The sequence below is a fragment of the Pseudarthrobacter sp. P1 genome, from assembly GCF_050156935.1.
Lineage (GTDB): Bacteria > Actinomycetota > Actinomycetes > Actinomycetales > Micrococcaceae > Specibacter.
In genome coordinates this window covers 2,290,707-2,307,955 of record NZ_CP189584.1, presented here as the reverse complement: position 1 = coordinate 2,307,955, position 17,249 = coordinate 2,290,707, and the positions used below count along the sequence as shown (strand labels likewise).

The window sequence follows — 17,249 nt, the reverse complement described above, 5'->3', positions numbered from 1 at the left end:
GCCCCCGGTAGACTGGGGAGGTGCTCAACGACTTCTTCGAAACCGCCCCGCCGCTGTACAAGTGGATGGTCTTTGGTGCCATGGGGCTCACGGCACTGGGCATCCTGCTGGTGATTGTGGCGGCCGCCGTGGGCATTCCCGTGCTGACCTTCACCGGCCTGGCCGTCATCGGCGCCGGCATGCTGGGCCACATCGGCTCCCTCATGGTCCGCGGCCGCATCATGCGCCAGCGCCTCAAGGGCAAATAGCCCCTCCTGTTCCCACGGCTGCCGGCAGCCCGGCATTTTTCCGGCGACTAGGCCGCGACGGCCGCAGGCGGCCTGCGTCCTTTGACGTCGCCTACAAAAAATGCCGGCTCTGCCGTCTGGTTCCGTTGGCCCGCTTCGCTGGTCGAGCTCGTCGAGACCCGGCGTGCCGACACCGGTGGTTTCGGCAGGCTCAACCACCGGGCTCCTACACGGCGAAGTCTGCGGTGACGCCCTTGTGGTCGCTGCCGATGGAATCGACGACGGCGCTGGAGAGTCCGGTGAGGCCGCGGGCGAAGATGTGGTCGGGCCGGGCTACGGGGAATGCCGCGGGCCAGCTGAAGCCCGGACCGGGCCCTGCGCCGGCCGGCTCGGTGAGCTGCCCCTTGATTCCGGCCAGGATGTTCTCGTCGCTGCCGGCGTTGAAATCGCCCAGCGCCACCACCTTGCCGGCCGTGTCGGTGGCGATGGTCTGCGCCAGGTTGTCCAGCATGGCGTCGCGGTCCGCATGCTCGTTGGGCCGCGCGGACGCCGCGTGCACCACGTACACGCTGACCTCGTGCCCTGCCACCGTCAGCGTCGCATTCAGTGCCCGCTTCCAGCCCAGCCCCAGGGACAGCGGTTGCACCCCCTCGATCGGCAGCTTGCTCAGCAGCGCCACGGTGCCCACGCGGGCCTGGTAGGGGTAGGCCGCGCCAATGCTGGTGCCCGCCCCGGTGTCGGTGGACCCCGTCACCTCCTGGAGGGCGACGACGTCGGCCCCGGAACCGGCCAGCCGGTCCAGCAGGGCGGGGGCTTCGGTGTTCCCCGCCTCCAGGTTCTGGCTGGCCACGCGGAATTGCGGCGCGGTGGCACCGGAGGCCTGGACGGCCGGCGCCGGGAGCAGCCAGCCCGAACTGACGGCCAGCCAGGCCGCCAGGGCCGCAGCCACCGTGCCGCCCGCCGGCCAGGACCGTGCCCGCCAGGCTGCAAGGGCCAGCACCGGCACGCCCAGGCCCAGCCAGGGCAGCGCGCTGCCGAGCAGGAAGCTGGCATCGCCGCGTTCGGGGAGGAACCGGTACCCCGCCAACGCGAGGGCCAGCGCAAGGGCGAGGGCCGCCGTCGTCCAGCCCAATCCGCGGCGGCGCCGGGGCGCGGAGACTGGCAAAAGGGAGGGGCGCATCGCCCAAGCCTCGCAAAGAAGTCTGGGCGCCATCTGGGTGCGGGGCGTCAGGCGGCCTTGACCTTGCGCAGGGTCGCCAGGGACATGATGGCCGTCAGCACCATCAGGACCACGCCCACCGCCGCCACGACGCCGGAGCCGGAGTCGAACGCATGCTTGGCGGATGCAATGAGCGCCTCGGCAGGCCCGGCCGGCAGCGTCGAGGCGGCATCGATCGCGCCGCCCAACGTCTGGCCGGCGGACTCGCGGTCCGCGCCGGTGAGGGCATCGGGCAGCACCACGTTGGCCCGGTAGGCGGCAGCCAACAGGCTGCCCAACACCGCCGTGCCCAGCACGACGCCCACCTCGTACGCCGTTTCCGAGATGGCCGACGCCGCTCCCGCCTTGGCCGGCGGGGCCGCCGAGAGGATGAGGTCGTTGGAAATGGTCTCGGCCATGCCGACGCCGGCGCCCAGGAGGGCGAAGGCCACCATCAGCCCGGCCACGGAGCCGGAGCTGTTGAACATGACCGCTCCGAAACCGAGGGCGTTGAGCGACAGGCCGGCGGCTACCAGGGAGGCGGGCCGGATCCTGCGGGACAGCGGCGCTGCGAGCAGGCCGGTGACGATGGAGATGACCAGGCCGGGGACCAGGGTGAAGGCCGCCTGGGTGGGGGACTGGCCCGCCACCAGCTGCAGGTGCTGGGAGACGTAGTACAGGAAGCCGACCAGCGAGAACACGCTCAGCAGGTTCACCAGCACGGCACCGCTGAAGACGGGGTTGTGGAACAGCCGCACGTCAAGCATGGGGGAGCTGCGGCGCAGCTGGCGCCGGACAAAGAGCACACCCAGGGCCAGGCCGCCCACCAGCATGGCCAGGCCCGTGACGGTGAACCCCTCCTGGGCCAGCATCTTGATGGCGAAGACGGCCGGCACCATGGCGGCGAAGGACAGGACGATGCTGACCGGGTCGATGCGGCCCGGGTTGGGGTCCTTGGACTCGCGGAGAAAGATCGGGCCCAGCACCAGCAACGGAATCAGCACCGGCACGGAGAGCAGGAAGACAGAGCCCCACCAGAAGTTTTCCAGCAGGAATCCGCCCACGATCGGGCCCAGGGCGGCGCCGCCGGAGAAGCAGGCCGCCCAGATGGCCACGGCGGTGCGGCGCTGGGTGGCGTCGGCAAAGGTGTTGCGCAGGAGCGAGAGGGTGGAGGGCATCAGCATGGCGCCGAAGAAGCCCAGCAGGGCCCGGGCCGTGATCAGGGCGCCAGCCGTCGGGGCGAAGGCGGCGAAGACCGACACAATGGTGAAGCCCAGGCTGCCGATGAGCAGCAGCCGGCGCCGGCCGATCCGGTCGGCCAGGCTGCCCATGGACACCAGCAGGCCGGCCAGGACCAGCGGGTAAACGTCAATGATCCAGAGCAGCTCGTTGGCGCTGGGCTTTAGCGCCATGGACATGGACGGAATGGCAAAATCCAGCACCGTGCCGTCAATGGCCACCAGCAGCACCGGGAGCATCAGCACCGCAAGGGCGCTCCACTCTCGGCGGCCGGCGCGCGGCGGTGCCGTGGTTGCCGAAAGTGCCGTGGGGGCGGAGAGGCTGGTCATTTCTGCTGTCCTTGGACTCGGGGAGGGTAGCGGCGGCGAATGGCCGTCCCCTTCATACTATACCGTCCAGCCGGTACAGTAAACCGTCTGGACGGTACAGTGAAAATTGTCGCTAAGCTTGAACGCATGACTACACAACCGACGGCGCGCGACCGGGTGCTGCTGGCCTTTGAAGACCTGCTCATCCGCGACGGCGAGCGGGCGGCCACCCTGGATGCCGTGGCGGCCGCCGCCGGAGTCTCCAAGGGCGGGCTGCTGTACCACTTCAAGAGCCGCGAGGCGCTGACGGCGGGACTGGTGGCCAAATTGCGCGAGCTGGCCGAAAAGGACTTTGCCTTCATGGGGGCGGACCCGCGCGGCGGAGCTGACTACTACGTGAGGACGTCCGTCTTTACCGAGAGCACCGCCTTCGACAGGACCATCGTGGCGGCCATGCGCCTGGCCCAGGGTGAGGACGACTCCGTCCGGGCCGCCTTCGAGGAACTCCACAAGAGGTGGCTGGGCCTGGTGCTGGCCGACGTCGGAGACCCCGCCATCGCCCGGGCCATCATGCTCATCGGAGACGGACTGTACTACAACGCCGCGCTCTTTGGGCTGCCGCCCCACGGCTCCCAGCAGGGCGAGGTCCAGGCGCTGCTCGACGTCGTCGCCGCCCTCAAGTCACTGGGCCGCCGCTAGCTGCGGGGCCCCGCAGCCGAACGATAGGCTGGGGGCATGAGTATCAATCCCGAGCTGCAGGGGCGCAGCTACCCCAAGGGCGCGACGTACGACGTCGGCCGTGAAAAGATCCGCGAATTCGCCCGGGCCGTCAAGGCCACGCACCCGGCGCATTTCGACGTCGAGGCCGCCCGCGCCCTGGGCCATGCCGACCTCGTGGCACCGCCCACGTTCGCCATCATCGTGGCGCAGCGCGCGGATGCCCAGCTGATCGAGGACCCGGAGTCCGGCATTGATTTCTCCCGCGTGGTGCACGCCGAGCAGCGCTTCACGCACCACCGCCCCATCATCGCCGGCGACGCCCTGGTGGCCGAGCTCCACGTGGACTCGGTCCGCGGCATGGGCGGCGGGGCCATGATCACCACCCGCGCAGAAATTTCGACGGCGGCCGGGGAACCGGTGGCCACCACCATCTCGGCCATCCTGGTCCGTGGAGAGGGGCAGTAGTGGAATTCTCCGAACTTTCCGTAGGCCAGCAGATCGGCACCAGCACCATCGAGGTGACCCGTGCGGACCTGGTGAAGTACGCCGGCGCCTCCGGCGATTTCAACCCGATCCACTGGAACGAGCGCTTCGCCACCTCCGTGGAACTGCCCGGCGTCATCGCGCACGGCATGTTCACCATGGGTGCGGCCGTGCAGCTGGTCACCGACTGGGCCGGCGACCCCGGCGCCGTCACCGGCTACCAGACCCGCTTCACCAAGCCCGTTCCGGTGCAGGACACCGACCTGGAGCCCGGCGCCGTCATCGAGGTGGCCGGCGTCGTCGGGGCCCTGGACGCCGAAAACTCCACTGCCCGCATCGACCTCACCGTCACAGCCGGCGGCCAGAAGGTCCTCATGAAGGCGCAAGCCACCGTCAAAATGGCGTGAGCGGAGTCCTGTCCTGGCGCAATGCCGTTGCCGCCACCTACGGGGCGTCGGGTGTCGCGTTTGCCTCCTGGGTCTCGCGCATCCCCGCCATCCGGGACGATCTCGCACTGAGCCCGGGCAGCGTCGGCATCCTGCTGATGTGCATGACGGTGGGGGCGTTTGCCTCCGTCTCGGCGTCGGGGCTCATTGTCCTGCGGCTGGGGCCGCGCCGCACCACCCGCGTGGGTGCACTCATGTTTGCCGTGGGCGTCTGCCTGGCCGGCGTGGGTGCCACGGTGCTGGGCCAGGCGGGCGTGGTGGGCGCCGGACTGGCCATCATTGGACTGGGCACGGCGAGCTGGAACACCGCCTCCAATGTGGAGGGTGCCGCCGTCGAACGCGCCCTGGGCCGGCACATCATGCCGCGCCTGCACGGCTCCTTCAGCCTGGGCACAGTGCTCGGCGCGGGGCTCGGCGCCGGGGCCGCGGCCATCCACCTGCCGGTGCTGTGGCATTTTGCCGCCGCCGCCGCCGTCGTCCTCGCCTCGGTCTGGATCGCGGCCGGCTACTACCAGTCGGAGCGGACCACTGCCGGGCCGGAACTGGTGGACACGGTGGCGGACCTGAACGCCGATCCCGCCACCGGGCCCATCCCTCTCGTGGACAGCCCCCTCGTGGACGGCCCCGTGCCAACCTTGGACGGCAAGGCCCGGATCAAGGCGGCCTGGCGGGACAAGCGCACACTCCTGCTGGGCGTGCTGGTGCTGGGCCTCTCGCTGGCCGAGGGCGCCGCGGGGGACTGGGTGGCCCTGGCCATGGCCGACGGCTACGGCTCCACCAATGCCATCGGCGCCCTGGGCTACGGCCTGTTCGTCTCGGCCATGACGCTGGGCCGCTTCGCCGGCACCGTGCTGCTGGACAGGTACGGCCGGGTGGCAGTGCTGCGCTTCTGCGCCGGCACCGCCATCGCCGGCCTGGCGCTCTTTGTCTTTGCGCCCAACCAGTGGGTGGCGCTGGGCGCCCTGGTGCTCTGGGGCCTGGGCTCCTCGCTGGGCTTCCCGGTGGGCATGTCCGCGGCCTCCGACGATCCGGAGAACGCCGCGGCCCGCGTCTCGGTGGTCTCCACCATCGGCTACGGCGCCTTCCTGTGCGGACCACCGCTGCTGGGCCTGCTGGCCGAGCACGTGGGCGTGCTGCATTCGCTGCTGGCCGTGCTGGTGATGCTGGCCGTCGGCTTCATCCTCACCCCCTACGTCCACCACCCCCGCACGCCCGCGGCCAGCGTCCCGCAGGACGCCGACCGGTAGTCTGGAGGGGTGACTGCGCAGACCCTCCTGAGTTCCCTGACCACCCTCGGCGTGGGCGGACCCGCCGCCGGCTATGTCCGCGCGGAGTCCGAGGCGGAGACCATTGCCGCCGTCCGGGAGGCCGACGACGCCGGCACGCCGCTGCTGATTGTGGCCGGCGGATCCAACCTGGTGGTCGGCGACGGCGGCTTCGACGGCACCGTCCTGCACATCGCCAGTTCCGGATACACGGTCAACGCCGAGGACAGCTGCGGCGGCGCCGCTGTGGTGGTGCAGGCCGGCCACAACTGGGACGACTTTGTGCACCAGAGCGTGCTGCACGCCTGGAGCGGGCTGGAGGCCCTCTCCGGCATCCCCGGCTCCACCGGCGCCACGCCCGTGCAGAACGTGGGGGCGTACGGGGCGGATGTCTCGCAGACCATCGCCGCCGTGCGTGTCTGGGACCGAGACCGCAACGCCGTGCGGACCTTCACCAGCTCGGAGCTGAAGTTCGGCTACCGGGATTCGATCATCAAGGCCACCACCGACAACGGCTCGCCGCGCTACGTGGTGCTCACCGTGGAGTTCCAGCTGCTGCTGGGCCGGATGGGCGCCCCCATCCGCTACGCCGAGCTGGCCCGGGCCCTGGGTGTGGAGGTCGGCCAGCGCGCCTACGCCCTGGACGTCCGCCGCGAGGTGCTGGCCCTGCGCGCCGCCAAGGGGATGGTGCTGGACGCGGCGGACCGGGACACCTTCTCCACCGGCTCCTTCTTCACCAACCCGATCGTGCCGGCCGGGGTTGCCGCCACGCTGCCGGCCGACGCACCGCGCTACCCCGCCGGCAGCGACGGCGAGGCCAAGCTCAGCGCGGCCTGGCTGATCGAGCGGTCGGGTTTTGCCAAGGGCTTTGGGCTGGAGCCCGACGGCGTGGCCGGCGGCCGTGCGTCGCTCTCCACCAAGCACACCCTCGCCATCACCAACCGCGGCGGAGCCACCGCCGAGGACGTGCTGGCCGTGGCCCGCACCGTCCGCTCCGGCGTCGAGGACGCCTTTGGGATCACCCTGCACCCGGAACCGGTGCTGGTCGGCTGCACGCTCTGACGCCCCACCCCATACCCCGGTAGGGGTCCAGGACGGTTCCGGGGTGTGATGTGCCAGATGGCCGGGCTCCGTAGCGTTGATGGAAGATTGGGGAATCGTCAACGAAGGGGCTCTCATGTCATCCGCAACACTGTCCAGACCCGCATCGGCCGGCCGCACGCGGCCCGCCCGGGACAGGCACGTTACGGACTTCATCCAGCTCACCGACGAGGTTCGTGCCGCCGGCCTGATGAAGCGTGAGATTGCCTGGTACGTGGGCCGGATGGTCCGCCTGGGCCTGGGCTTCACCGCCGTCGGCGTGATGTTCGTGATGCTCGGGCAGAGTTGGTGGCAGCTGGCCACGGCCGTCCTCTTCGCCATCATGTGCGCCCTGACGGGCTTCCTCTCGCACGACGCCGCCCACCGGCAGATCTTCGCCTCCACCAAGGCCAACGCCTGGACGGCCCTGATCACCGGCAACCTGTTTGTCGGGCTGAGCCACGGCTGGTGGATGAACAAGCACGGCAAGCACCACGCCAACCCCAACAAGATCGGCGTCGACCTTGACATCGAGGCCGGGGCACTGGTCTTCGACCCCGAGTCCGCGGCCAAGCGGACCGGGTTTGCCAAGTGGTTCGCCGCACGCCAGGGCGCCTTCTTCTTCCCGCTGCTGACCCTGGCCGCGCTGGACCTGCACGTCGGCTCCCTGCGCCGCGTCCTGGACACCACGCACGCCATGCCGCACCGCGGCGTGGAGATCGCCCTGCTGGTGGTGCGCCTGATCGCATTCCCCATCGCTGTCCTGCTGTTCCTTGGCCCGGTGTTTGGCACCGCCTTCCTCATCGTCCAGGAACTGGCGCTGGGGCTGTACTTTGGCGGCTCCTTCGCCCCGAACCACAAGGGCATGCCGCTGGTGCCCAAGGACGTCAAGATCGACTTCATGCGCCGCCAGACGCTGATGAGCCGCAACATTTCCGGCGGTTGGCTGGTGGACGTGGGCATGGGCGGCCTGAACTACCAGATCGAGCACCACCTGTTCCCGACGATGTCCTCCAGGAACCTCAAGCTGGTCCAGCCGATGGTCCGTGCCTACTGCGCCGAGCGCAGCATCCCGTACACGGAGACCACCCTGGCCCAGTCCTACATGATCGTGATGCGCTACCTGAACCGCGTGGGCCTGGGCCAGCGCGATCCCTTCGAGTGCCCCGTCACCGCCCAGCTCCGCACCCGGTAGCTTCCTCCTCCTTCCAAGAACGAACTCTGTGGGTCCATCCGCAGCCGGATAACCGGTGCGAATGGGCCCACAGTCGCGAGGGCCCCGTTGCGTGGGCCCACGGCCGTGAGGGACCCGGCGCGAGCTTGCGAGCGGCGGGAACGGCCGGGGACCTGCGAGCAATGGGAGCGGCTGGGACGAAGGGGCGCGGTTTTCGTTTAGATTAGGGCCATGGACTCCCGCCTGACGCTCGCTTCAGTGGCCCGGCTGCGGCTGGCCAGCCAACGGCTGCTGGGCAGCAGTTTCACCAAGCCCGTCGAGGCCGTGCGCTGGATGACGGCCATGCAGGGCCAGGATCTCCCGGGCGCACTCTGGTCCGTGGGGCTGCGCGTGCCCGGGGCCGGGCGCTCCGATATCGCGGCCGCGCTGGATTCCGGGGAGATCGTCAGGTCATGGCCCATGCGCGGCACCCTGCACCTGGCCGCCGCGGAGGACATGGGCTGGATCCTGGCCCTGACGAGCGAGCGGATGGTCACCGGCCAGGCCGCTCGACACCGCCAGCTGGGCATTGCGGACCGCGACGTCGAGCTGGCCCGGGAGGGCGCCCACGCCCTGCTGGAGCGGCAGGGGGAGGCCTCCCGGGACGAGATCATGGCCGCGTTCCGGGCCGCGGGGCAGGAGACCACGGGGCAGCGCGGCATCCACCTCATCTGGCTGCTGAGCCTCACCGGCACGCTGGTGCAGGGCCCCAGCCACGGCACCGGGCAGAAGTTCATGCTGATGGACCGGTGGATCACCGCACCCCGGGTGCTGGAACGCGGGGAGGCGCTGGCCGAGCTGGCGCTGCGCTATTTCCGCAGCCACGGCCCGGCCACATGCAAGGACTTTGCCTGGTGGACAAAGCTCACCCTCACGGATGCCCGCGCCGGTCTGGACGCGGTGCGGTCCTCATTGGTGGAGGTCCAGCTGGACGGCACCAGCGCCTGGATGTCCCCGGGGACGGCGGAGCTGCTCGCCGCCAAGGACGTCCCGGGCGCGCAATCGTTGCTGCTGCTGCCGGGCTTTGACGAATTCCTGCTCGGCTACGCGGACCGCAGCGCCGCCCTCGCCCCCGAGCACGCCCAGGCCATCGTCCCGGGCGGCAACGGGATGTTCCGGTCCACCATCGTCGCCGGCGGCCGGGTTGCCGGAACGTGGACCAAGGCGGCACAGACGGCAAAGGCCGGGGCCGCCGTCGTGCCCGTACCCTTTGCGGAGCTGACCGGTGCGCAGAGCCGGGGGCTGGAGCGGGCATCGGCCGCCTACGCCACCTTTTTGGCCACTTAAACGTGCGTTGCCCGCTTAAACGTCGTCGGGCAACAACGTCCAAGCGGGCAAGGCACGGTTTCGCGGACAAGCCGCGGCGGCAGGGACCCTAGAGGGTTCCCGTGGCGATGTTCAGCATGCGGCGCAGCGGCTCGGCGGCGCCCCAGAGGAGCTGGTCGCCCACGGTGAAGGCGCTGATGTACTCCGGGCCCATCTCCAGCTTGCGGATGCGGCCCACCGGGATGTCCAGTGTGCCGGAGGCGGCCACCGGGGTCAGGTCGGCCATGGAGGCCTCCTTGGTGTTCGGCACCACCTTGGCCCACTCGTTGTCATTGGCCAGCAGCGATTCGATCTCCGCCACGGGCAGGTCCTCGCGCAGCTTCAGCGTCAAGGCCTGGGAGTGCGAGCGCATGGCGCCGATGCGCACGCACAGGCCGTCCATGATGATCTGGTTCTCGGCGGTGGTGCCCAGGATCTTGTTGGTCTCCACCCCGGCCTTCCACTCCTCCTTGGACTGGCCATTGCCCAGGTCCGCGTCGATCCAGGGGATCAGGGAGCCGGCCAGCGGCACGCCGAACTGGGTGGCATCCACGCCGCCGCGCTGGTGGGCCAGCACCTTGCGGTCGATGTCCAGGATGGCCGACGCCGGGTCGTCCAGTTCCGTGGCGACCTCGCTGTTGAGCGTGCCGAACTGGGTCAGGAGCTCGCGCATGTGCCGGGCGCCGCCGCCGGAGGCCGCCTGGTAGGTCATGGAGGTGCCCCACTCGACCAGGCCGTTCTTGAACAGCCCGCCCAGGCCCATGAGCATGCAGGAGACGGTGCAGTTGCCGCCGATGAAGTCCTTGGTGCCGCCGGCCAGGCCGGCGTCGATGACGGAGCGGTTGATCGGGTCCAGCACGATGATGGAATCGTCGTTCATGCGCAGCGTGGAGGCGGCATCGATCCACAGGCCGTCCCAGCCGGCGGAGCGCAGCTCGGTGTGCACCCGCTTGGTGTAGTCCCCGCCCTGGGCGGTGACAATGATCGGCAGCTTTTTCAGTGTTTCGACGTCGAACGCGTCCTCCAGCTTGCCCGTCTCCCCTGAGACAGGACCGGTCAAGGACGGGGCGGCACCTCCGGAATTGGAGGTGGAGAAGAAGACGGGGTTGATGTTGGCGAAGTCGCCCTCTTCCTGCATGCGCTGCATCAGGACGGAGCCAACCATGCCACGCCAGCCCACCAGGCCGACGGAAGGAACACTGTTCAAGGTCATGGACCCAAGTTTAGGCCAGCTGAGCGCACGCACCCGAATTTCATGACGGCGGCCTACTCCGGCGCCTGGAACTCCGACTCGCCCTTGGCCCAGAGCGTGAAGCGGTATTCGGTGCCGTTGGTGCTGGTGTGCCAGCCCTCCACCGGGGTGGCGCCGCGGAAGGACCATTCCGGCCCCAGCGCGGGGGCCATGGTGTCGCCGTCGGCGTCGGAATTGATCACCGTGACGACGGCGACGTTGGTCTCCTGGAGCACCTGGTCAAAGACCTGGCCGCCGCCAATGACCCAGACCTCGTTGCCGCCGGGGGAGAACTGCGCCTCCACCAGGGCCTCCTCCACCGAAGGAACGACGACGGCGCCGGCCGCCGCGGGAGTGGACGCCCAGTCCGCCTGGCGGCTGATGACGATGTTGGTCCGGCCCGGCAGCGGGCGGTACTTTTCGGGGAAGGACTCCCAGGTCTTGCGGCCCATGACCACCGGGTGGCCGAGCGTGAGCTTCTTGAAGTGGGCCAGGTCCTCCGGCAGGTGCCAGGGCATGCCGCCGTCCCGCCCGATCACGCCCCCGGTGGTCTGCGCCCACACCATGCCGATGATCGGGGCGCTGAACGTGTACTGGGTGGGCGCGGCGGCGGGTTCGGTGCTCATACGGCGATCGGGGCCTTAATGCTCGGGTGGTGCTGGTAGTCCACCAGCTCGAAATCCTCAAGATCATAGTCGAAGATGGACTCCGGGCGGCGGGTGAAGGCCAGCTTGGGATAGGGGTACGGCTCGCGCGAGAGCTGCTCGGTGACCTGCTCCACGTGGTCGTCGTAGATGTGCACGTCGCCGCCGGTCCAGATGAACTCGCCCGGCTCCAACCCCAGCTGCTGGGCCACCATCATGGTCAGCAGCGCATAGGAGGCAATGTTGAAGGGGACGCCCAGGAACATGTCCGCGCTGCGCTGGTAGAGCTGGCAGGAGAGTTTGCCCGGTCGGCCGTCCGCGCCGGGCGCAACGTAGAACTGGAACAGGGCGTGGCACGGCGGCAGGGCCATGGTGGACACCTCGGCCACGTTCCAGGCGGAGACAATGTGCCGTCGCGAATCCGGGTTGCTCGCCAGGGACTCCATCAGCGCGGCGATCTGGTCGATGTGCCCGCCATCCGGGGTGGGCCAGGAGCGCCACTGGACGCCGTAGACCGGGCCGAGCTCGCCGTCATCGTCGGCCCACTCGTTCCAGATCTTGACCCCGCGCTCCTGCAGCCACTTCACGTTCGAGTCCCCGCGCAGGAACCAGAGCAGCTCCAGCGCCACGGATTTGAAGTGCACGCGCTTGGTGGTGATGAGGGGGAAGCCCTCGGCCAGATCGAAGCGGATCTGGCGCCCAAAGACGCTGCGCGTCCCGGTGCCGGTGCGGTCAGATTTGGCGGCGCCGTGGGCCAGCACGTCGCGCAGCAGGTCTTCATACGGGGTAGGAATGCTCACGGACCCAGTCTACTGGGCACGTTCGCCGGGCCCCGGTCGGCTCCGTCCGGTCCCAGCCCGGTCCTGGCGCTCACCGCCCCTCCCGCGGGCCCGGCGGGTGGGGCAGCAGCTGGTCCGGGTGCCGCGGAAAGTACTCGGCCGGAATAGACCGGACCGGAATGGCGATGACCGCGGCCGCCGCGGCAAACGCGACGATGCCCAGGGCGTTGACGAGGTCCCTGTCCGTGGACGGCAGCCCGCCGAGGGTGACGGGCAGCTGGACCAGCTGGGAGCCCAGCAGGGCCAGCAACGCCGCCGCCGCGGTGCGCGCCCCGCGGAACAGCGAGCGGCGCCGCAGCAGGTCATCCAGCGCCGCGGTGGCGTGGCGGAGGCGTGGGCGCCCCAGCACCAGCGCCGTGTACCCGGCGACGGCGGCCAGCACCACCAGCGCGCCGAACCCCTGCCTCTGCCAGGCCTGTGGCGGTCCATACAGGCCGGCCAGGGCGGGGCCGGCAACGGTGGCGGCGGCCACCAGCACGCCGACGGCGGCCAGCACGGTGAGCAGCGGCCAGCGCACCGGACGGGCAAGCCGTGCGGGGCGCGCCCCGTGGCGGGCATAGTCGCGCCGCAGCACGGTTTCCTGCACCGCCAGCGCGCCCAGCAGGGCCAGGGCGGCCAGCACGATGGGTCCGGTGGGGCCCACGGCGGGGAGAAGGGCCAGCCCGGCGAAGGTGCCGGAGGCCCCGGCCGCGACCAGCGTGGGAGCCGCGGAGGAGCTCCTTGCGGCCGCGGCCGGGCCGTCGTCGCGCGGTTTTGCGGCGGCGCCCAAGCCCGCGGCCGGGAAGGCCGGGCCCAAGCCCGCATCCGGGAAAGCCGGGCCGGTGCCGCCGGACGGGCGGACGTGCACATCGTCCGCCAGGGAAGAATCCAGGGCTGGCGGCTTCCACACCAGCATCGCCACCAGCACTGCCACATTGGCGATCGCCGCGGGGTAGATGGTGCTCCCGGGGCTGCTGCCGGGGACCGGGATGGCGGCGTAGTTGCCGGCCACCACGCCCAGTCCGGACGCGACAGTGGCGCTGACCCGCAGCAGGCGGTTGCTGCCGATCCGCCGCACGGCCCGGTTCTGCGCCGCGGACAGGCCCGCGCGCTGCTGCCGCCGCGCCACCAGCCACAGCACCAGGAGGGTGCCGGCGGCCAGCACCAGCAGCGCTGTCCCCAGCGGCAGGGCCAGCTGCCAGCCGGGGACGCGCCCCGGTGACACCGGCCCAGGGTTTGGCGGTCCGGCGTAGGGATTTGCCCGGGCCGCGAATCCCGGCAGGAAGGTGATCCAGGCGATGAACCCCGCCGACAGGGCGAAGACTGCCGCCACCACCGTGGCCAAGGCCGGTTCGACAACATCGCCGCGCCGCCGCGGCTCCGGGGCCGCCCGCCGGGGTCCGTGCGCCGGTGCCCGCCAGGGCAGCTGCCCCAGCGCGTGGACGGCGAGCACCGCCAGGACCGGGAAAAAGATGGCCGCCAGGTCCAGCTGGCTGGCCAGCGGAACGGCGCCCGGGGGCAGTGCCGGGGTGGCGCCGGGAAGCGGCGGTGCGTCGAGGGTGCCGGCCTTGGCCGCGCCCTGGAGGCTGCTCAGCATCCACGCCACCACGCCCACCCGGAGCGAGTGCTTGGCCGCCGTGGCCGCCGAGCCCGGACAGGTGGCCGGCGCCCTGACGCTGCGGGTGAGTAGAAACAGCACCACGGCGCCCACCGCCGCCAGCAAAATGAGCATTTCGTACCAATTGATCCCCAACACCGCGTCCCCCAACGACTTTGCGCACATTGCCACCCAGTGTTTGGCACAACGATGCCCGAGTCAAGGACCTAGTCGTCGTAGGGTCTGTGCCGTTCCACGGAGACGATCCGGGGGTTGTCGCCCGCACTGACCTGGCAGACGATGGCCTCGCCCGGGGCCAGGTACGGATCTTCGGTGGGCAATGTGGCCGCCAACTCCGGCACCATATGCCCGGCCAGGCTGGCCAGCACCGTCGGCAGCACGGGCCGGTGCGTACACAGCACCACCGCGGTGCGCTTGGTGACCAGTGCCTCGATGACCGCAGCCGTCTTCCCCGGATGCCGGGCGTGGTTGGCCTCGGTCAGGGCATCAAAGACCTTCACCTTGGCCCGGGTGGCCTTGATGTACGGGGAGACGGTGGCAATGCAGCGTAGCCAGGGGCTGGTCACCACCCGCACCGGATGCCAGACCATCAGCAGCCGGGCAGCGGCAAGGGCCTGGCGCTGGCCGGTGGCGGCCAGCGGGCGGTCACCCTCGGCGCGGGTCCAGCCGCTGCGGGGCTTGGCCTTGGCATGGCGCAGGACCAGCAGCGGCCAGGTGGCCAGCGTGCCGGCCATGAAGGCCGCCACGAGCGCCTCGAGCGGGCGCCTGTCGGAGTCGCTGGAGAGCAGCTTCATGGCCTTCTCCGGCGGGCACCACAGGACGCTGTCCACCTCTTTGCCGTCGGGCAGGGGCGGGAGGTCGTCCGTCTCGGCGGCCCAGTAGTGGACCTCCTTGGTGCCGGATTTCACCGGATAGGTGATGGCGGGCAGAGGGATGCCCAGGGTGATGGCCAGCCCCACTTCCTCCCGGACCTCGCGCACGGCACACTCGGGCATGGTCTCCCCGGCGTCCAGCTTGCCCTTGGGCCAGGACCAATCGTCGTAGCGGGGGCGGTGGATCAGCAGCACCTCCAGCTGTTTGCGCTTCACGCGCCAGCACAGGGCGCCGGCGGCACGCACCGCAATGGTGCCGCCACCGCCGCCGTCGCCGTCCACGGCCAGGGGACCCGTCGTTGCAGTCTCAATCATCAGCGGCGGATGGCGGTCCGTTGCCGGGAACGGCTGGAGAGCAGCCACGACTGGACGTCGTTGAGCGCGGTGCCCTCTTCGGAGAGGTGGTGCCGGGTCCACAGGCCCTCGTTGTCGAGGTGCCAGCTGGCGGTGCCGTTGTCCATGTAGCGGTCCAGCAGGGCGTTGACCTCGGCGATGTCCTCGGCGTTGCCCAGCTGCACCAGGGCTTCCACCCGGCGGTCCAGGTTGCGGTGCATCATGTCGGCGGAGCCAATGTAGACCACGTAGTCCCCGCCGTTGGTGAAGGTGAAGACGCGCGAGTGCTCCAGGAACCGGCCCAGGACCGAGCGGACGGTGATGTTCTCGCTGAGCCCCGGCACGCCCGGGCGCAGCGAGCAGATGCCGCGGACAATGACGTCCACCTGCACGCCTGCCTGCGAGGCCCGGTACAGGGAATCGATGATCGCCTCGTCCACCATGGAGTTGACCTTGATCCGCACGCGCGCTGGCAGCCCGGCCTTCTTGTTGGTGATTTCGCGTTCGATCCGGTCGATCAGGCCGGAGCGGACCGACCGCGGGGCCACCAGCAGCCGCTTGAACGTGGACTTGGGGGCGTAGCCGGAGAGCTGGTTGAACAGCTTGGACAGGTCCTCGCCCACCTGGTTGTCCGCCGTCAGCAGGCCCAGGTCCTCGTAGTAGCGGGCCGTGCGGGGGTGGTAGTTTCCGGTGCCGATGTGGCAGTAGCGGCGCAGGCCGTCCTGCTCCTGGCGCACCACCAGGGAGAGCTTGCAGTGCGTCTTCAAGCCCACGATGCCATACACCACGTGCACGCCGGCCTGCTCCAGCTTCCGGGCCCAGGAGATGTTGGCCTGCTCGTCAAAGCGGGCCTTGATCTCCACCAGCGCCAGCACCTGCTTGCCGGCCTCGGCCGCATCCACCAGCGCGTCCACGATGGGGGAGTCGCCGGAGGTGCGGTACAGGGTCTGTTTGATGGCCTGGACCTTGGGGTCCGCCGCGGCCTGCTCCAGGAACGCCTGGACCGAGGTGGAGAAGGAATCGTAGGGGTGGTGCAGCAGGATGTCGCGGCGGCGCATGGCGGCAAAGACGTTGGCAGCCTTGGCCGTCTCGGACTCGTTCAGGTACCGGGACGTGTGCGCCACATGCTTGGGGTAGCGCAGGTCGTTGCGGTCGATCCCGCCGATGACGGAAAGGCCGCGCAGGTCCAGCGGCGCCGGCAGCGCGTAGACCTCGGATTCCTCAATGTCCAGCTCGCGCACCAGCAGGGCGCGGATGTTGGGGTTGATGTCGGTGGTCACCTCGAGGCGGACGGGCGGGCCAAACCGGCGGCGCAGCAGTTCCTTCTCCAGCGCCTGCAGCAGGTTCTCGGCGTCGTCCTCTTCCACCTCGAGGTCCTCGTTGCGGGTCACCCGGAAGGTGTGGTGCTCGAGGACCTCCATGCCGGGGAAGAGCCTGTCCAGGTGCTCGGCGATGACCTCTTCGAGCGGGATGAAGCGGGCCACGCGCCCCGGCACTGTCCCGGCGCGCGGGCCGTCAACCGACACCAGCCGCGGCAGCTGGTCCGGCACCTTCAGGCGGGCAAAGAGCTCCTTGTCGCTGACCGGGTTGCGGACGACGACGGCGAGGTTCAGGGACAGCCCGGAAATGTAGGGGAAGGGGTGGGCCGGGTCCACGGCCAGCGGCGTCAGAATCGGGAAGACCTTTTCCCGGAACATGATGCCCAGTGCTTCCTTGGCGCCCTCGTCCAGCTCGTCCCAGTGGACCAGATGGATGTGCTCGTAGGCCAGGGCGGGCCGGATCTGGTCGGCAAAGACGTGGGCATGCCGCGCCTGGAGCTCGTGGGCGGCCTCGCTGATCTGGTCCAGCACCTCCATGGGGCTCAGCCCGGCGGGGGAGGGGACGGCCAGGCCGGCGGCGATGCGGCGCTTGAGGCCGGCCACGCGCACCATGAAGAACTCATCGAGGTTGGAGGCGAAGATGGACAGGAAGTTCACCCGTTCAAGCAGCGCCAGGTCCGGATCTTCGGCGAGTTCGAGCACGCGGGAGTTGAAGGCCAGCCAGCTCAGCTCGCGGTCCAGGAAGCGGTCCGGGGTGACATCGCCGGCCGGGACGAGGTTCGGGGCGAACTCGGGGATGTCGATGCGGTCCTCGGTGGCGCGCGCCGCCGGAACCTCCGAGGAGCCAAAGCGCTCAGCTCCCAGCGACGCAGCAATCTGCGACGGACCGGCGGATTCGGGTTTCATGGGGGCTCCCTTGTAGAAAATACG

Annotated in this window: 16 protein-coding genes; 8 read left to right on the top strand and 8 right to left on the bottom strand. The window is 70.1% G+C overall.

What is annotated here, in order from left to right:
• Positions 1–20 precede the first annotated feature (20 nt).
• A complete protein-coding gene (locus ACQCSX_RS10910; protein WP_427015353.1) occupies positions 21–248 on the top strand; it encodes a DUF3188 domain-containing protein in 228 nt (75 codons plus the stop codon).
• A gap of 205 nt (positions 249–453) precedes the next feature.
• On the opposite strand, the gene ACQCSX_RS10905 is transcribed toward ACQCSX_RS10910, so the two are convergent.
• Positions 454–1,407 (bottom strand): endonuclease/exonuclease/phosphatase family protein, encoded by a 954-nt coding sequence (locus ACQCSX_RS10905; RefSeq protein WP_427015352.1) that lies wholly within the window; start codon positions 1,405–1,407, stop codon positions 454–456.
• A gap of 47 nt (positions 1,408–1,454) precedes the next feature.
• Positions 1,455–2,993, bottom strand: a complete 1,539-nt coding sequence (locus ACQCSX_RS10900; RefSeq protein ID WP_427015351.1) for an MFS transporter — start codon at positions 2,991–2,993, stop codon at positions 1,455–1,457.
• A gap of 126 nt (positions 2,994–3,119) precedes the next feature.
• Between ACQCSX_RS10900 and ACQCSX_RS10895 the strand changes: the two genes are divergently transcribed.
• The 7 genes from ACQCSX_RS10895 (at position 3,120) to ACQCSX_RS10865 (ending at position 9,466) form a co-directional block, all read left to right on the top strand.
• Positions 3,120–3,671, top strand: coding sequence for a TetR family transcriptional regulator (locus ACQCSX_RS10895; protein WP_427015350.1), 552 nt, complete (start codon positions 3,120–3,122; stop codon positions 3,669–3,671).
• Between the two features lie 36 nt (positions 3,672–3,707).
• Positions 3,708–4,157: an FAS1-like dehydratase domain-containing protein gene (locus ACQCSX_RS10890; RefSeq protein WP_427015349.1), complete on the top strand. Its 450-nt coding sequence runs from the start codon at positions 3,708–3,710 to the stop codon at positions 4,155–4,157.
• Entirely contained in the window at positions 4,157–4,582 is a 426-nt protein-coding gene (locus ACQCSX_RS10885) for a MaoC family dehydratase (RefSeq protein WP_427015348.1), read from the top strand. The genes ACQCSX_RS10890 and ACQCSX_RS10885 overlap by 1 nt, the downstream gene beginning before the upstream one ends.
• On the top strand, positions 4,579–5,868 hold the full coding sequence (locus tag ACQCSX_RS10880; RefSeq protein WP_427015347.1) for an MFS transporter: 1,290 nt from the start codon (positions 4,579–4,581) through the stop codon (positions 5,866–5,868). The genes ACQCSX_RS10885 and ACQCSX_RS10880 overlap by 4 nt, the downstream gene beginning before the upstream one ends.
• 9 nt (positions 5,869–5,877) lie before the next feature.
• The gene (locus ACQCSX_RS10875; protein ID WP_427015346.1) at positions 5,878–6,948 is read left to right on the top strand and encodes a UDP-N-acetylmuramate dehydrogenase; all 1,071 of its coding nucleotides are present in this window, start codon (positions 5,878–5,880) and stop codon (positions 6,946–6,948) included.
• A 115-nt stretch (positions 6,949–7,063) separates the two neighbouring features.
• Positions 7,064–8,161, top strand: coding sequence for a fatty acid desaturase family protein (locus ACQCSX_RS10870; protein WP_427015345.1), 1,098 nt, complete (start codon positions 7,064–7,066; stop codon positions 8,159–8,161).
• 210 nt (positions 8,162–8,371) lie between these two features.
• Positions 8,372–9,466: a winged helix DNA-binding domain-containing protein gene (locus tag ACQCSX_RS10865; RefSeq protein WP_427015344.1), complete on the top strand. Its 1,095-nt coding sequence runs from the start codon at positions 8,372–8,374 to the stop codon at positions 9,464–9,466.
• A gap of 88 nt (positions 9,467–9,554) precedes the next feature.
• Here the strand turns inward: ACQCSX_RS10865 and asd are convergent, their stop codons facing one another.
• The 6 genes from asd to ACQCSX_RS10835 all read right to left on the bottom strand — a co-directional run bounded on the left by asd (position 9,555) and on the right by ACQCSX_RS10835 (position 17,225).
• Positions 9,555–10,697, bottom strand: coding sequence for an aspartate-semialdehyde dehydrogenase (gene asd / locus ACQCSX_RS10860; protein ID WP_427015343.1), 1,143 nt, complete (start codon positions 10,695–10,697; stop codon positions 9,555–9,557).
• 53 nt (positions 10,698–10,750) lie between these two features.
• Positions 10,751–11,341, bottom strand: coding sequence for a dihydrofolate reductase (locus ACQCSX_RS10855; protein ID WP_427015342.1), 591 nt, complete (start codon positions 11,339–11,341; stop codon positions 10,751–10,753).
• A complete protein-coding gene (locus tag ACQCSX_RS10850; RefSeq protein WP_427015341.1) occupies positions 11,338–12,159 on the bottom strand; it encodes a thymidylate synthase in 822 nt (273 codons plus the stop codon). Before ACQCSX_RS10850 ends, ACQCSX_RS10855 begins: the two co-directional genes overlap by 4 nt.
• Before the next feature lie 70 nt (positions 12,160–12,229).
• Positions 12,230–13,960: a hypothetical protein gene (locus ACQCSX_RS10845; protein ID WP_427015340.1), complete on the bottom strand. Its 1,731-nt coding sequence runs from the start codon at positions 13,958–13,960 to the stop codon at positions 12,230–12,232.
• A 41-nt stretch (positions 13,961–14,001) separates the two neighbouring features.
• A complete protein-coding gene (locus ACQCSX_RS10840) occupies positions 14,002–14,982 on the bottom strand; it encodes an NUDIX hydrolase (RefSeq protein WP_427015339.1) in 981 nt (326 codons plus the stop codon).
• Positions 14,982–17,225 (bottom strand): RNA degradosome polyphosphate kinase, encoded by a 2,244-nt coding sequence (locus ACQCSX_RS10835; protein ID WP_427015338.1) that lies wholly within the window; start codon positions 17,223–17,225, stop codon positions 14,982–14,984. The genes ACQCSX_RS10840 and ACQCSX_RS10835 overlap by 1 nt, the downstream gene beginning before the upstream one ends.
• Between the last annotated feature and the right edge of the window lie 24 nt (positions 17,226–17,249).

Bases quoted from the DNA above. Each gene is read 5' to 3' on its own strand.
- ACQCSX_RS10895 (WP_427015350.1), top strand. From the start codon at position 3,120: ATGACTACACAACCGACGGCGCGCGACCGGGTGCTGCTGGCCTTTGAA.
- ACQCSX_RS10840 (WP_427015339.1), bottom strand. From the start codon at position 14,982: ATGATTGAGACTGCAACGACGGGTCCCCTGGCCGTGGACGGCGACGGC.
- ACQCSX_RS10865 (WP_427015344.1), top strand. From the start codon at position 8,372: ATGGACTCCCGCCTGACGCTCGCTTCAGTGGCCCGGCTGCGGCTGGCC.
- ACQCSX_RS10835 (WP_427015338.1), bottom strand. From the start codon at position 17,225: ATGAAACCCGAATCCGCCGGTCCGTCGCAGATTGCTGCGTCGCTGGGA.
- ACQCSX_RS10870 (WP_427015345.1), top strand. From the start codon at position 7,064: ATGTCATCCGCAACACTGTCCAGACCCGCATCGGCCGGCCGCACGCGG.
- asd (WP_427015343.1), bottom strand. From the start codon at position 10,697: ATGACCTTGAACAGTGTTCCTTCCGTCGGCCTGGTGGGCTGGCGTGGC.
- ACQCSX_RS10890 (WP_427015349.1), top strand. From the start codon at position 3,708: ATGAGTATCAATCCCGAGCTGCAGGGGCGCAGCTACCCCAAGGGCGCG.
- ACQCSX_RS10845 (WP_427015340.1), bottom strand. From the start codon at position 13,960: ATGTGCGCAAAGTCGTTGGGGGACGCGGTGTTGGGGATCAATTGGTAC.
- ACQCSX_RS10900 (WP_427015351.1), bottom strand. From the start codon at position 2,993: ATGACCAGCCTCTCCGCCCCCACGGCACTTTCGGCAACCACGGCACCG.
- ACQCSX_RS10855 (WP_427015342.1), bottom strand. From the start codon at position 11,341: ATGAGCACCGAACCCGCCGCCGCGCCCACCCAGTACACGTTCAGCGCC.
- ACQCSX_RS10905 (WP_427015352.1), bottom strand. From the start codon at position 1,407: ATGCGCCCCTCCCTTTTGCCAGTCTCCGCGCCCCGGCGCCGCCGCGGA.